This is a genomic window from Thermococcus piezophilus, assembly GCF_001647085.1.
GTDB lineage: Archaea > Methanobacteriota_B > Thermococci > Thermococcales > Thermococcaceae > Thermococcus > Thermococcus piezophilus.
On the sequence record NZ_CP015520.1, the window covers coordinates 726,024 to 740,958 of the forward strand.

12 protein-coding genes and 1 tRNA gene are annotated in these 14,935 nt (G+C 51.8%); 8 read left to right on the forward strand and 5 right to left on the reverse strand.

Features of this window, described 5'->3' with window-relative positions:
- Both A7C91_RS03935 and A7C91_RS03940 read left to right on the forward strand, forming a co-directional pair.
- On the forward strand, positions 1 to 5,319 hold the full coding sequence (locus A7C91_RS03935; RefSeq protein WP_068665089.1) for a DNA-directed DNA polymerase II large subunit: 5,319 nt from the start codon (positions 1 to 3) through the stop codon (positions 5,317 to 5,319).
- 37 nt (positions 5,320 to 5,356) lie between these two features.
- Positions 5,357 to 6,043: a hypothetical protein gene (locus A7C91_RS03940; RefSeq protein WP_068667392.1), complete on the forward strand. Its 687-nt coding sequence runs from the start codon at positions 5,357 to 5,359 to the stop codon at positions 6,041 to 6,043.
- 467 nt (positions 6,044 to 6,510) lie between these two features.
- Here A7C91_RS03940 and A7C91_RS03945 read toward each other — a convergent pair.
- Positions 6,511 to 6,585 (reverse strand) — tRNA-Gln (locus A7C91_RS03945).
- 75 nt (positions 6,586 to 6,660) lie between these two features.
- The gene (gene tpiA, locus A7C91_RS03950) at positions 6,661 to 7,341 is read right to left on the reverse strand and encodes a triose-phosphate isomerase (protein ID WP_068665091.1); all 681 of its coding nucleotides are present in this window, start codon (positions 7,339 to 7,341) and stop codon (positions 6,661 to 6,663) included.
- Between the two features lie 113 nt (positions 7,342 to 7,454).
- On the opposite strand from tpiA, the gene A7C91_RS03955 reads away from it, so the two are divergent.
- On the forward strand, positions 7,455 to 7,682 hold the full coding sequence (locus A7C91_RS03955) for a hypothetical protein (RefSeq protein WP_068665093.1): 228 nt from the start codon (positions 7,455 to 7,457) through the stop codon (positions 7,680 to 7,682).
- On the opposite strand, the gene coaD is transcribed toward A7C91_RS03955, so the two are convergent.
- The gene (gene coaD, locus A7C91_RS03960) at positions 7,660 to 8,142 is read right to left on the reverse strand and encodes a phosphopantetheine adenylyltransferase (protein WP_068665095.1); all 483 of its coding nucleotides are present in this window, start codon (positions 8,140 to 8,142) and stop codon (positions 7,660 to 7,662) included. The two genes, A7C91_RS03955 and coaD, sit on opposite strands and share 23 nt — an antisense overlap.
- 72 nt (positions 8,143 to 8,214) lie before the next feature.
- Here coaD and A7C91_RS03965 point away from each other — a divergent pair, with 72 nt between their 5' ends.
- From A7C91_RS03965 to A7C91_RS03985, 5 genes are read left to right on the forward strand one after another with little or no spacing between them, the layout of a single operon-like run.
- Positions 8,215 to 9,381, forward strand: coding sequence for a hypothetical protein (locus A7C91_RS03965; protein WP_068665097.1), 1,167 nt, complete (start codon positions 8,215 to 8,217; stop codon positions 9,379 to 9,381).
- Entirely contained in the window at positions 9,382 to 10,698 is a 1,317-nt protein-coding gene (locus A7C91_RS03970) for an acetate--CoA ligase family protein (protein ID WP_068665099.1), read from the forward strand. It abuts the gene before it with no gap.
- Between the two features lie 42 nt (positions 10,699 to 10,740).
- Positions 10,741 to 11,265: a flavin reductase family protein gene (locus A7C91_RS03975; protein ID WP_068665101.1), complete on the forward strand. Its 525-nt coding sequence runs from the start codon at positions 10,741 to 10,743 to the stop codon at positions 11,263 to 11,265.
- A gap of 41 nt (positions 11,266 to 11,306) precedes the next feature.
- Complete coding sequence (locus A7C91_RS03980; protein WP_068667393.1) at positions 11,307 to 12,284, forward strand: bifunctional N(6)-L-threonylcarbamoyladenine synthase/serine/threonine protein kinase; 978 nt, start codon at positions 11,307 to 11,309, stop codon at positions 12,282 to 12,284.
- Entirely contained in the window at positions 12,275 to 13,066 is a 792-nt protein-coding gene (locus A7C91_RS03985; protein WP_068665103.1) for a DUF835 domain-containing protein, read from the forward strand. The genes A7C91_RS03980 and A7C91_RS03985 overlap by 10 nt, the downstream gene beginning before the upstream one ends.
- Here A7C91_RS03985 and A7C91_RS03990 read toward each other — a convergent pair.
- Together A7C91_RS03990 and A7C91_RS03995 are read right to left on the reverse strand one after the other, a co-directional pair.
- Positions 13,050 to 13,886 carry an NAD(+) kinase gene (locus tag A7C91_RS03990; protein ID WP_068665105.1) on the reverse strand — a complete coding sequence of 279 codons (837 nt, stop codon included), beginning with the start codon at positions 13,884 to 13,886 and terminating at the stop codon, positions 13,050 to 13,052. The two genes, A7C91_RS03985 and A7C91_RS03990, sit on opposite strands and share 17 nt — an antisense overlap.
- On the reverse strand, positions 13,864 to 14,934 hold the full coding sequence (locus A7C91_RS03995) for a flippase-like domain-containing protein (RefSeq protein ID WP_068665107.1): 1,071 nt from the start codon (positions 14,932 to 14,934) through the stop codon (positions 13,864 to 13,866). The genes A7C91_RS03990 and A7C91_RS03995 overlap by 23 nt, the downstream gene beginning before the upstream one ends.
- Between the last annotated feature and the right edge of the window lies 1 nt (position 14,935).

A 14,935-nucleotide genomic window follows, 5' to 3' on the forward strand; every position in this document is an offset into this window, starting at 1 on the left:
ATGGCCGAGCTGTATTCTGAAGAAATGAAAGCTTACTTTGAATCTCTCCAGCGCGAGATTGACAGGGCCTACGAGATAGCGAGAAAGGCCCGCGCTCAGGGTAAGGACCCGAGCACCGATGTTGAGGTTCCTCAAGCTACTGACATGGCCGGTCGTGTCGAAAGCCTTGTTGGCCCTCCAGGCGTTGCCGAGAGGATTAGGGCGCTCGTCAAAGAGTATGGAAAGGAACTGGCCGCCCTTAAGGTCGTTGACGAGATAATAGACGGCAAATTCGGTGACCTTGGGGGCAAGGAGAAATACGCAGAGCAGGCGGTAAGGACGGCCCTTGCTATTCTCACTGAGGGCATCGTCTCCGCCCCGCTGGAAGGAATAGCCGACGTTAAAATCAAGCGCAACGAGTGGGCTGATAGGAGTGAGTACTTGGCCCTCTACTATGCCGGGCCAATAAGAAGCTCTGGTGGAACGGCCCAGGCTTTGAGTGTTCTCGTTGGCGATTACGTGAGAAAAAAGCTCGGCCTCGACAGGTTCAAGCCGAGCGAGAAACACATTGAGAGAATGGTTGAGGAGATAGACCTCTACCACCGGGCAGTTACGAGGCTCCAGTATCATCCGGAGGCAGACGAAGTAAGACTTGCCATGAAGAACATCCCCATAGAGATAACCGGCGAAGAGACCGACAAGGTTGAAGTTTCCCACCGCGATGTTCCTGGAGTGGAGACCAACCACCTGCGCGGCGGTGCAATCCTCGTTCTTGCTGAAGGTGTCCTCCAGAAGGCCAAGAAGCTCGTCAAGTACATTGACAAGATGGGCATAGAGGGCTGGGACTGGATAAAGGAGTTCGTCGAGGCGAAGGAGAAAGGCAAAGCTGAGGTCAAGGAAGAGACGGTCGAGAGCGCCGGTGAAGAAGCTCCCACTGAGAAAGTTGAGGAGAAAATTGAGAAGGGCTTCTACTACGAACTCTACGAGAAGTTCAGGGCCAATATCGCTCCCAACAAGAAGTACACGAAGGAGATAATCGGTGGCAGGCCGCTCTTCGCCGAACCCTCCACTAACGGTGGCTTCAGGCTTAGATACGGCCGTTCGAGGGTTAGTGGCTTCGCAACCTGGAGCGTCAATCCTGCAACCATGCTCATCCTCGACGAGTTCATAGCCATAGGCACGCAGATGAAGACTGAACGCCCCGGAAAGGGCTGTATCGTAACCCCCGCAACCACCGTCGAAGGCCCGATAGTCAAGCTCAAGGATGGCTCGGTTATCCGAGTTGACGACTATCAAACCGCCCTCAAAATCCGCGACAAAATCGAGGAGATACTCTACGTCGGCGACGCCCTTGTCAACTTTGGCGACTTTGTTGAGAACAATCAGACTCTCTTGCCTGCCAACTACGCTGAAGAATGGTGGATTCAGGAGTTTGCTAAAGCTATCGCGGATATCTACGAGGTCGAGCTGAAGCCCTTCGAGGACAACCCACGCGAGGCGGTAGAAGAGGCCGCTGAATACGTCGAGCTTGATCCTGACTTCCTTGAAAGGCTCCTTAAAGACCCTCTCCGCGTCAGGCCGAGCATTGAAGAAGCCATACACATCTCCAAGGTTCTCGACATTCCCTTCCACCCCAACTACACCCTCTACTGGAACACACTAAAGCCGGAGGAAGTTGAGGATCTCCAGAGGGCCCTTCTCGGCGCTCAAATCGAGTGGGACGAGCACATGAAAAACAAGTTCGCGAGAAAAGTCGTCCTCGACAACGACTCGAAGATAAAGCGCTACCTCGAGCTTTTGGGCCTTCCGCACCGATTGGAGCGGACGGAAGATCGGAAGAAGGTTATCGTAATCGAATATCCCTGGAGTGCCGCATTACTGACTCCCCTCGGCAACCTCGAGTGGGAATTCAAGGCCAAGCCCTTTCACACAGTAATTGACATCATCAACAAGGGCAATAGGATTAAGCTCCGCGATCGGGGTATAAGCTGGATCGGCGCGAGAATGGGCAGGCCCGAGAAGGCCAAAGAGAGGAAGATGAAGCCACCCGTTCAGGTGCTTTTCCCGATCGGTCTCGCCGGTGGAAGCTCCCGTGACATAAAGAAGGCCGCCGAAGAAGGTAAGACTACGGAGGTGGAGATAGCCTTCTTCAAGTGTCCAAAATGCGGTCACGTTGGGTTAGAACATATATGTCCGAGCTGCGGAACGAGGAAAGAGCTTCTCTGGCACTGCCCGAAGTGCAGCACTGATTATCGTGAGGGTGAGGCCGATAACTTCGACTTCCGGTGTCCGAGGTGTGGGATCGAGCTCAAGCCCTACGCCAGGCGGAGGATAAAACCCTCTGCGCTTCTCCGCGCTGCCATGGAGAACGTTAAGGTCTACGGCATAGACAAGCTCAAGGGTGTCCAGGGAATGACCTCCGGCTACAAGATGGCCGAGCCTTTAGAGAAAGGCCTCCTCCGGACCAAGAACGACGTCTACGTCTTTAAAGATGGTACAATCCGTTTCGACGCCACCGATGCCCCAATAACCCACTTCAAGCCGCGGGAGATAGGCGTAAGCGTTGAGAAGCTCCGCGAGCTCGGCTACACCCACGACTTCGAGGGTAAACCGTTAGAGCGGGACGATCAGATAGTCGAGCTCAAGGTGCAGGACGTAATCCTTTCCTACGAGGCTGGCAGATATCTCCTCAAAGTCGCACGCTTCATAGATGACCTGCTTGAGAAGTTCTACGGACTGCCGAGGTTCTACAACGCCGAGAAGATGGAGGATTTGATAGGCCACCTCGTCATCGGTCTTGCCCCCCACACGTCTGCCGGAATCATTGGCAGGATAATAGGCTTTTCCGACGTGCTGGTTGGTTATGCCCACCCGTATTATCATGCCGCGAAGAGAAGGAACTGCTTCCCGGGTGACACAAGGATACTTGTCCAGATTGATGGAATGCCAATGAGAATAACGCTTAGAGAGCTCTACGAGCTCTTCGAGGATGAACACTACGAGAACATGGTTTACGTCAGGAAGAGACCGAAGGTTGACGTTAATGTCTACTCCTTCGATCCGGAGAGCGGAAAGGTCGTTCTGACAGATATCGAGGATGTCATCAAAGCTCCAAGCACTGACCACACCATTCGCTTCGAGCTTGAGTTGGGAAGGTCCTTTGAGACAACCGTCGACCATCCGGTTCTTGTCTACGAAAACGGGAAATTCATAGAGAAGAGGGCATTTGAGGTCAAGGAGGGCGACAGGATACTCGTTCCCCGGTTTGAATTTGAAGAGTATGACATTGAAAGCTTTGACTTGCTTAGGGCATTTTCAGATGAGCGGTTTAAGAGTCTGTGGGACGTCATCATGGTTCGTGGGCTCTCAAGCTGGCTCTCCTCACTTGGTACTGATGTTAAAGGGGATTATATACGCAGGGACTCCATACCATTGGGAGAACTTTTGAGAATTCTAAAAGAAAATGGGCTTTCGATTGAAGATGTTCCAGACTGCTGGATGGCTTTCAAGCGCGATAGGGTTCGGATAAAGAGGTTCGTACCGATAAGACCCCTTATGAGGGTTCTTGGCTATTACTTGGCCGAGGGTTACGCTAGGAAGAGCAACAGCGTTTATCAGATAAGCTTCTCGATAGCGGACGAAGAGGCTAGGGAAGACCTCAAGAAAGCTTTAAGGGAGGCCTTCGGCGAGGGCTTTGGAATTCATGAGAGGGGCGAGAAGGTTACTGTCGGCTCACGCATCCTGTACCTTCTCTTCACGGAGGTGCTGAAAGCTGGAAGAAACGCACACACGAAGAGAGTTCCTGCCTTTGTTTTCACGTTAACTCCAGAACTTGTGGCCGAGATGCTGAGGGCCTACTTTGAGGGAGATGGAACTGTAATAGGTTCAAAGCCAATGGTTGTCGTGTATAGTGTGAATAAGGCACTTCTTGAGGATATTGACACTCTGCTGATTTCCAAGTTCGGTCTCTACGCAAGCTGGAGGGTTGATAAGAACGCAAACTCCCACTCTGGAAACGTGGTTCAGGAGTATCACAGGAGAAATGGCAGTGAAATCCCAATTTCAAAGGTCTACCTCCTAAACCTCTACGGTATCCAGGCTAGAAAGTTCATGGAGCTCGTAGGTTTCATAAGTGGAAGGAAGAACTCTGTTAAGAAGGAATGGGAGGGTCACAAGTTCCAGCCCTACAGAAGGGCCACTGAGATGGGAGTTCTTGCCAAGGTGCGCTCTGTGGAGTACATTGACCCATCAGATGAATTCGTTTATTCGCTCAGTGCCTCGAAGTATCATACTATAATAATTAGTAATAATATTACTACAGCAAATTGTGATGGTGACGAAGATGCAGTAATGCTCCTCCTCGATGCCCTCCTGAACTTCAGCAAGTACTACCTCCCTGAGAAGCGCGGTGGGAAGATGGACGCGCCGCTGGTTGTTACCACCCGCCTTGACCCGCGCGAGGTAGACAGTGAGGTCCACAACATGGACGTTGTCAGGTATTATCCGCTCGAGTTCTACGCGGCGACTTACGAGATGAAATCGCCTAAGGAGGTAAAGTTCATCGAGCGCGTTGAGGACCGCCTAGGAAAGCCCGAGATGTACGAGGGCATAAAGTTCACCCACGACACTGATGACATCGGCCTCGGCCCGAAGATGAGCCTGTACAAACAACTCAGCGACATGGAGGAGAAGGTCGCCCGTCAGCTGGCTTTGGCGGAGCGTATTCGCGCGGTTGACGAGCACCACGTTGCCGAGACGATAATCAACTCCCACCTCGTTCCAGACCTGAGGGGCAACCTCAGGAGCTTCACCAGACAGGAGTTCCGCTGCGTCAAGTGCAATACGAAGTACCGGAGACCACCGCTCACCGGCAAGTGCCCCAAGTGTGGCGGCAAAATCGTCCTGACCGTCAGTAAAGGTGCAATTGAGAAGTACCTGCCGACGGCCAAGATGTTGGTTACGCGGTACAACGTGCTGGACTACACGAGGCAGAGGATATGCATGACAGAAAAGGACATCAAGAGCCTCTTTGAGAAAGTCTTCCCAGAGAGGCAGAGGACTTTGATGGGCTTCTCCGCCGACATCTGCGAGAAGATGATAAAGGCCAGAACAGGCAAGTCCAACGGCAGGAACGGCTACCTTGACGAGCTTAAGGCCAACGGGAAGCTCAAGAAAAAGGCTGAGAGGTCAAAGGCCGAGACGAAAGCTGAAAAGAAGTCTAAAAAAGCTGAGAAAAAGACCAAGCCTTCTGAAGGTCTTGAGAATAACATTAGGAAGGAGAAGTCCAAGATGAAGAAGCCCAAGAAGGGCATAAGTCTGGACGAGTTTTTTGGTTCCTAACGTTAATCATATATATTATTATGTCGCCCTTTTTTTGATGTACGACCAGTTCAAACTGCTCCCCAGCGTCGCCTACCTCCGCGTGCAGAAGCAGGTCTTCCTCGGCTATTCCATGCCCCTGGCCGGATGGGTGGGGGAGTATCTGATAAACTACCAGAAGCTCCCGCGGCCGAACTTCCTAAACCGTGCAATGGCCAAGCTGGGCTTTTCTCTGGCGGGTGAAGAAAGGGACGACGGTTATATCACTCAATTCTTTACGAAGGGTAGCGTCTCGATAAGCGCGAGCTGGGACGTCGAGCGGGAAAATCTCTTCCTTCAGATTATTCCCCTCCGCTCAAGGCTCTCCCGCGGCTTAACGATCCGCGCGGAGCACATCGAGTTCTACGATCAGTACGTGGTCAGTATAGAACCGACAGGAAAGCTCCCGCCTGGTGTTAAGAGCATTGGAATAAACGCCCTGATTTTGGAGGACTTTTATCCCATCGAAACGCCCTACTGGGGCATGCTCCACGAGGACTGGGGGACAGAACTCAACCTCCTTGTGATGAAGGATGAGGTCTATGATTCCCTCCAGCGCGAGGAGTACCGCTGTCCGGTCTGCTTCTCTCCGCTGAGTGAGGAGAACGGCGTTCTTAAGTGCACCCGTTGCGGCTTCGTTTACGCTCCTGAAAACGACTTCGAGCGTGTCATGGAGAGCTTCAGCGTGGACGAGTTTGCCTTCTAGCAAATTTTCTGGCGAAAAGAATGCCCTCCTCATCAAACTGGTAGAAAAATTAGTCGTGCACTATTCAAGGGCAACTTTGGCTGGGGTTTAACACTAAATGAAGCCTTCTACGTAGTTTCAATTTGTTACTGGTGTCCACCGGACGCCGTTTGTAGAGTGAAACACTCGCAGAAGGGCAATTTGAGCGTAAACCCTTTTCAAAATCAAACCTTTAGAAAAGGCCCTAATACAGGATTTTCTATCCGAGAGTGCTCATTTTCTAAGCGAGAATTCCCTGAAAAAGCTTTTAAAGGATTTAACCCTCCCTTGACGCCCTCGGGGCGTTGATTTTTAGTTAAACCGGAGCCAATGGGGATAATTTGGGGAGTTCTCACTTTAAAAACGACTACTCAAAAAGAAAATCACGCAGAATTAGCCTTTTAAATGGACTACAAACTTTGATGAAACTTTGCGAAGGCAAATTTCTATGGTAGCCCCGCCGGGATTCGAACCCGGTCGCGGGATCCAAAGTCCCGCATGCTTGGCCGCTACACCACGGGGCTGCCCGATAAAAAGAGTTCCCCAGGACTTATAAATCTTAAGCTGGTCGATGTCAGAAATAGTTGAAGAAGGAAAACTCAAACAATCAGCGATACCAGATCCCTTATCGCCTTCTCCGGGTCTTTTGCCTTGGTAACGCCGCTCGCGAGGAGAACGCCAACGCTTCCGAGCTCCAAAGCCTTCTTGACGTCCTCTCCAGTGGAAATGCCCGCGCCGGTAAGAACTTTGACCTCTGGGTTTACCCTCTTGACGAGCTCGACGGTGTCGGTTATGACTTCCGGTTTGGCCTTGCTGACTGGAATGCCCGTTCCTATCAGCTCAGGCGGTTCAACTGCGACGTAATCTGGCCCCAGAGCGGCGACAGCGGCACTGACTGCTGGATTGTTGGAGCAGACTATTGTCATCAATCCAACTTCCTCGGCGCGCCTTATGGCAGCTTCGAGGTCCGCTAAAATCATTCTGTTCTCCGAATGATTGAGGAGAGTTCCGACGGCCCCGGCTTCTTTAACTGCCTCCGGGAGGACGTGACCGGTGTGGCTTCCAGGTTTAATCGGGTCTATATGCTGAGCAAAGACCGGAATCTCGACCTCCTGGGCAATTCTGTAAAGGTCAGCCAGCTGCGGCGCGACCACTATGGTTATTCCAGTCTCCTTCCAGACCTTCTCGGCGGCCTTGGCGATCTCAAGGGCTCTCTCGCCCGTGGCCTCGATGTACGTCTTGAAGTTTATCGCTATTATCGGCTCCTTCAGCTTCATCATAGATACCACCAGGAGTGAATTAACGCTTAACTCTTAAATTCTTTCCTGGTGAGGAACTTTTCCTCGGACCCGGTTGGGACTTTTAATATTTTGAAAAAAAGGTTGCTGGAAAGATGCTCCTGAATCCGGAGGGATTATTCTATTTCAGGTTGGAGGTAATAGGGAAGACTCTCCTGAGAGTCAAGATGCCACTCCTAAGAGGCCTTATTGAAGCCCACCCCCCTTCCTGCCCGCCGGATATGGGGTTCCTCATTGGAGCCCTCACCCTCAGGAGGGGAAGGAGGTCAGATGGAGTATGTATCAATAACATGGGGAGCATTACGGTGAATCTCTCTTCCTAGGGTTTCCGAGCGGGTCGATGAGACCTGCCCTGATCAGGGAGGAGCTTATCTTCGCCCCGAGGCTGCTCCTTACGATCCCGATGGTCACTATCTCGAGGGGCTTCAGGCCCCTCTCTTCTCTGGCTCTGTTCACTATGAGTGCCCCTTTGTAGGTCTCCTCACTGACGACTATGGCGTCAAGGCTTTTCATCTTATCCGCGAAGCCTATGGCTGTGTGTATCTTGATGACCCGGTAGTTGGAGTAGCCGTTAACCTCGAAGAACTTGAGCAGATCCCTCAGGCGGAGCTCGTAGGGAAGGATTTTATCTGCGTGGGGCTTGTTTCTCACCATCTCGTCGGCAGTCAGTCCAACATAGACGTACTTTCCCACCTCGAAGGCCTTCCTCAGCAACGCTTTATGTCCGAGGTGGAGCCTGTCAAAGGTTCCTCCGACGACCACTTTGAGGTACTTTTTCCTCATGGGCTGAAATTAGGCTGAGGGACCAATAAGCTTTTTTATCAACTTCCGGAGATTTTTCCCGGAGGTGGTAGAATGAGAAGGCTCATCGTACTCATCTTGACTCTTCTCCTGATTGGCTCACCCCTTGCTCACATGGCAGCGGCCGAAAAGCCCCAGCCCCTTTTCAATATAGACATGATGATTCAGGTGTCCCCCGACGGGGTGGCCCAGTTCAGGATATACGCCACGCTCAAGGATCCGTTTTACAGGGCGTACTTTAATAAACTCGCTGTTAACAACACCACCTTGGCTGAGGAGCAGTTCCAGTCCTTCGTGAAGGGCTTGATCTACGACAACCTGAAGGACAACTTCGAGAAGAGATTTGAGGCAAAGGGGCTCAACAGTACAATATACTGGCCTGAAGGGGGCCCGGTTAAGGTTCTTGACAACTGGTCTGCTGTGGTAACCTTTGCCATTGCCAACTTCCTCGTCAGCGATGGGAAAGTCCTTAGCTGTCCACTCAGTAGCCCCATGGAATTCGTCTTTAGAGGCCATGTTTTCGCCTACAGCTGGGATAAGCTGACCCTCCTCCTTCCCAAGGATTACGAAGTAAGGAACCTTGCCCCGACTCCAGACGCTTTCAGCAACAACGTCGCGGTCTGGACCAACGGAGACTTCATCCCCATAGTAGAGCTCTACACTCCGCAGTATTCCTATTGGAAGTTCCTGAACGCAACCTGGAGGGAAATCTCCATCAGGTACGACCCCCAGGAAGGTTACGTCCAGTTCAATGCCACCTTCAGCGGGGCGAATGCCACGCCTCTGATTATTAATCAGATAATCTCGAGCTTTAAGGCCAGGATGGAAGTAATTAGCATCGACGCCCGCCAGAAGAATGGCAGTTTGGTAGTCATCGGCGTCGCCAAGCCGGAGGTGTCCCATAGCGAGACCTCTTCAGAGGAGATGTGGAACGCCCTCGTCAAGCTACCTATGCCCTTCAACAAGGTGCTCGTTAAAGGCGGCTCCTATCAAGTTGGGCCCAACAATACAATAATTATCACGGTAGTGGAGAAGAAGCCAAACTATTTCACCTACCTCTGGATTGGCCTTATTTTGGTGGTGGTCGTTGGGATAGCCTGGCTCAAGAAGCGCAGAACCGCTTCGAAGGAGGTGGAAGAGCCAGCCGAAGAAGAGAAGGAAAGCTCTATCGAGAAAAGTGAGAGCCTCGATGGCGAGACCTCCGAATTCGGGGGTGAGTGAATGGACTTCTTCTTTTATCCCCGGAGCGTTGCCATCTTTGGCTCCTTCAAAGAAGGCGCCATAGCCTATGAAATCCTGCGCAACATAGTGGATGGTGGTTTTGAGGGCAGGATAATCCCCGTGAACCCGAAAGGGGGAACGGTCCAGGTTAGTGGAAAAACCTTTGAAATCCGGCCAAAGCTTGAGGAGCCGGTTGATACTGCCATAATAGTCATTCCAGCCAAGTTCGTGCCTTCCCTCATAGACGAAATCGGTGACTTAATCGAGGGTGCCGTCGTTATAAGCGCTGGCTTTTCAGAGGTCGGAAACGTCGAGCTGGAGCGCGAGCTGGTAGAAAAAGCCAAGAGACACGGTGTCAGGCTCATTGGGCCCAACTGTGCAGGCATCTTCGGTGTTCACCGGAAGTTCTTTGGCTCCTTCGAAGTCCGCGTTAAGCCCGGGGGGCTTGCTCTGATAAGCCAGAGCGGGGCCTTTGGCGGCGCAGCTTTGGCAATGGGCAACGAGGAAGGAATCGGATTTTCGGCCTTCGTTTCCTATGGAAACGCCGCCGATCTGAACGAGAGCGACTTCCTGAGATACTTCGCTGATGATGAAAACACTAAGGCCATAGCCCTTTACATCGAGGGCGTTAAAGACGGCCGACGCTTCATGGAGGCACTGCATTACGCCGCGAGCAGGAAGCCAGTTATAGTCCTCAAAGCCGGAAAGAGTGCGAGCGGCGCCAAAGCCGCGGCATCTCACACAGGTTCTCTCGCGGGAAGCTACGAGATTTACAGGGCCGCCTTCAAACAGACTATGGCCATAGAGGTCGAGGAAATGGAGGAGCTGTTTGATGCTGCTAAGGCCTTTGAGATGTACCCTAAGGCTGGAAGGCGCGTCGCAGTAATCACGAACTCTGGAGGGCCTGGTGTTCTCGCGACAGACAAGCTCGAAAAGCTAGGCCTCGAAATTGCCAAACTGGGCGATGAAACCGTTGAAGAGCTCCGCTCCTTCCTTCCGCCTCAGTGCTCCGTCAAGAATCCCATAGACCTCATAGCAGATGCCGACTACAAGCGCTATAAGCGGACCATCGAGGTCGTTTGCAGGGACGAGAACGTTGATTCTCTCCTCGTAATCTGCGTTCCGCCGATATTCATCTCGAGCGAGGAGGTAGCGAGGGCGGTAATCGAGGCTGACTGCCCCAAACCCATCATCGTGAACTTCATGGCTGGGGAGCTTGTCAGGGATGGCGTCAATTTACTCGAGAAGCGCGGCCTGAAGAACTTTCCGACGCCGGAGAGAGCTGCTAAGGCTTTGGCTTGGCTTTCCCTTCGCTGACACTTTTTTAAGATGAAGTTCAATTTATATCTGGTGATGCTCATGAAGCCGTACAGACTCCTCTATCCGATGAGGACTTACCTCGTGGTGGCTGGAAAGGGTGAGGAAACCAACATCATGGCCGCCGATTGGGTTACCGTCGTGTCCTTTGAGCCCTTTATGGTCGGCGTCGCGGTTTCTCCAAAGAGACACACGTGGGGGCTGATAAAGAAGTACCGCGAGTTCGTCATTAGTGTGCCGAGTCTCGATATGCTCCCTGATGTTTGGATAGCCGGCACCAGACACGGTCCTGAGAAGCTGAAAGAGATGAAAATAACCATCGTTCCATCGAAGACTGTTAAAACCCCCAGTATAAAAGAAGCCCTGGCGAACGTGGAGTGCAAACTGGTGGATGAGCGGGACTACGGGGATCACACGTGGTTCGTCGGAGAGGTCGTGGGAAGTTCATACAGGAATGATGCCTTTGAAGGTGGGAAGCCAAACCTTGAGGCTGAGTTTCTTGCGCATGCCGCTTGGACGGATTTTGTGACCTTTGAAAAGCGTGTTCATCACCCGCCGGGAATTTGACCCAGATAATCTTTTTATACCCTTTTTACCCTCCCCTCCTGATGATAACGTTAGGTATAGAGGGGACGGCACATACCCTTGGCATAGGTATAGTTACCGAGGATAAAGTCTTAGCAAACATATTTGATACTTTGACCACCGAAAAGGGGGGTATCCATCCAAAGGAAGCCGCCGAGCACCACGCGAGGCTTTTGAGGCCCCTCCTGAGAAAGGCCCTGAACGAGGCTGGAATAGCCATCGAGGACGTTGACATTATAACCTTCTCCCAGGGGCCCGGTCTCGGTCCTGCCCTTCGTGTTGTTGCCACCGCCGCACGGGCCCTGGCCATAAAGCACCGCAAGCCAATAATCGGAGTGAACCACTGCATAGCCCACGTTGAGATCACGAAAATGTTCGGCGTTAAAGACCCCGTCGGCCTCTACGTGAGCGGTGGAAACACCCAGGTTTTGGCGTTGGAGGGAGGTCGTTACAGGGTTTTCGGTGAGACTCTTGACATAGGCATCGGGAACGCCATCGATACCTTCGCTCGCGAGCTGGGCATAGGCTTCCCCGGAGGGCCGAAGATTGAGAGGCTCGCCTTAAAGGGCGAGAAGTATATCGAGCTTCCATACGCGGTCAAGGGTATGGATTTGAGCTTTTCTGGAATTCTTACCGAGGCCGTCAGGAAGTACAGGACTAGAAAGTACCGCGTTGAGGACCTGGCATACTCCTTCCAGGAGACGGCCTTTGCCGCGCTCGTTGAGGTTACCGAGAGGGCCGTTGCCCACACAGGCAAGGATGAGGTTGTTCTCGTTGGCGGCGTCGCGGCCAACAACCGCCTTAGGGAGATGCTCAAAACGATGACAGAGGACAGGGGGATAGAGTTCTTCGTTCCCCCGTACGACCTGTGCAGGGACAACGGGGCCATGATAGCTTATACTGGATTGAGAATGTACCTCGGAGGCGTCAGGTTCGGCCTCGAGGACACGGTCGTAAAGCAGAAGTTCAGAACCGATGAGGTGGAGGTTGTATGGAGCTGAATGTTTCGATCTGGGTCTTTTTTATTGATGTTGTGCTGTTCATTATCCTCGGGTATTCTACGCTCTATGTCGCCAAGAGGATGTCACGTTACGGTGAACCCCTCAACAGGTTCATTGTGGTTGTGGCAGTTTCCCTGTTTACAGCGACAATAGGCCGAGCCCTTGATATCGTTGACGATTTTACTGAGAATGTGGCTCCCATTGTGTCTGTGGAGTGGGTTCTCTACTTCCTGTCGATAATTGGCATAGCCTATGGCATGTTAAGTTACATAAGTCACATTGAAAGAATCATCTTACCAGTCCCTTCAAAAGCTCCCGGGAGCGCGAAGCTCTCTTCTGGAGGTTATCTCTACATGGGGGGAAGCACAAGGGAACTTGTGGAGTTCATTTCTTCAATTGACGCTCCGGTGCTTGTCATCACTAGGAGCCCCTGGAAGTATGAAAACCTCGGAGAGCACGTTCAAATCCTGTGGGTGACCCAAGTCACTGACAAGGGAATCGGCCTGACCAAGCTTCACGTCGTCATTGAGAGTGCAGTAAAGTTCCTTCGGGGCGGGGGCAGGTTGATAGTGGTGGACTGCCTTGAAACTCTTATTCTGTACAACGACTTTACGGCCATCTTTAGATTCCTCACAGCACTGAAAGACCACGCTGTTGAAACAAAGTCTGCCGTGCTCGTGGTTGTTGATAAGGAAACACTGAAAGAAAGGGAGCTGAACGTTCTCCTTAGGGAGTTCATCCCCGTGAGGAACTTGAAGAGCCTTCTCAAAACTTCCGCTTGATCTTCATTGTGTACTTTGGGTACACCTCGTTCGAGAACCTCACAAACTTTGCCCTCCGTGGGGAGAGTTTTATGGTTATCTCAGTCTCTGGCTCTAGGTAGGTGTAGAACTGCCCATCGATCGCCAGTATTATCTCCCTGGTGAGGGCCATGTTCCTCACGTCTATCTTGCTGTACGACGGCACTATCATTGGCCTCGAGCTTAGCGCTATCGGTGCGAGGGGTGCTATGACGATTACATCAAGCCTCGGATCCACGAAGGGCCCTCCCGAGGACATGGCGTAGCCCGTTGATCCTGTCGGTGTTGAGACTATCAGCCCGTCGGCTCTGATTTCATCGGCGAGGCCTTCGTCTATGTAATACCTCAGATGGATTATCTTTCCGGGTATGCCCGTTAGAATGGCCACTTCGTTGAGGGCATCAGGGACTACATTCTCGCCATTTAGGTATGTTCTCAGCTTTATGCGTTCGTCTATATGATAATCACCCTCAATTAGCTTGCTCAGGGCAAAAAAAGCCTCGTGGGGTTCAACCTCTGTGAGAAAACCGAGCGTCCCCATGTTGATGCCCAACAAAGGTATCTCCTTCTTGGTTTTGTGTTCTACTCTGAGAATCGTCCCATCTCCCCCGATAACGATAATAAAATCGACGTCGAAGTCCTCCAGCGGGAGGACATCTTCCTCCTGAAATTCGGCCAGGTATCTGTGTGTGTCGGTATCCACATACACCTCGTAACCGCTGACCTTGAGGAAGTCGTAGACCTTATATGCGAGCTTGAGGGCTGCCTCTTTATCTCTCCTAGCCACTATCCCAAACTTCATGGTTGTCAATTCTCCCTTCTTCAGTTAAACCTTTCTTTTTCTTATCTTCCCTGAGCTTAACGCCAAAGTGGGTTGTGAGGAAGCCGCCGAGAACCGTTGGTATCCAGTAAGATATCAGCCTATCTATGAGCGTTGCGGTAACGGCGAAGTTCTTATCTATGCCTAGGAGGATGTAGACACCCGAGTTTATGGCCTCTATAAATCCTGCACCGCCTGGAATAATGCTTATCAAACCTGCGACAACGCCTATCATCTGCACGACCATGATCTCCTCAAGGCCAACTGGGTATTTAATGCTCAGGAAGATGAAGTAGGAGCGGAGAAGGGTAAGGAACCAGAAAGCGAAGGAATACGCTAGGGCCAGTAAGAAGGCTTTTTTGTCTTTCAGGAGGAGTTTAAAGCCCTTCTGGAACTTGGGGACGTTTACCTCGATGTTGTGGATGAACTTCTCCTCGTACTTTTTTGCCTTCTTTGGCATCAGCCGGGAGATCAGCCCAAAGAACCAGTAGAGAATCCTCTTGGTTCTCCTCTCGTTCAGGAGTATAACAAGCGTTATTACGATCAAGGCGGCAAGGATTGCGTTGAGGACGAGCAGGGTTATCATCAGCGTCGTTGAGCCTAAGCGATAGACGTAAACCATAGAAAGGAACAGCATAACGATGACCGGAATGAGGTCGAGGATTCTGTCGGCCATTATTGTGGCAAAAACTGGGCCGTATGTCTCATTGGAGCGCTTTGAGAGGTAGTACATCCTCATAGGCTCACCGCCGCCGCGGGCCCCAGGTGTGACGTTGTTCACAAAAACGCCCACGAATATCGCGCCCAGAATCGTCCTAAAGGAGGCGTTTATGTTGAGGCTCTTGAGGAGCACCCCCCAGCGAAGGGCCCAGAGAACAACACCCGCAATGTAAACGAGCACGGCGAGTATGAAGTAGTCAAGCCTCGCTTTTTTTAGAACGCCTATTACATCCTCTACTCCCGCCCACCAGATGAGCAGGATTATTATGAGGATTCCAAAGGTGAGGAAGCCGACCTTCTTCCAGTCCATG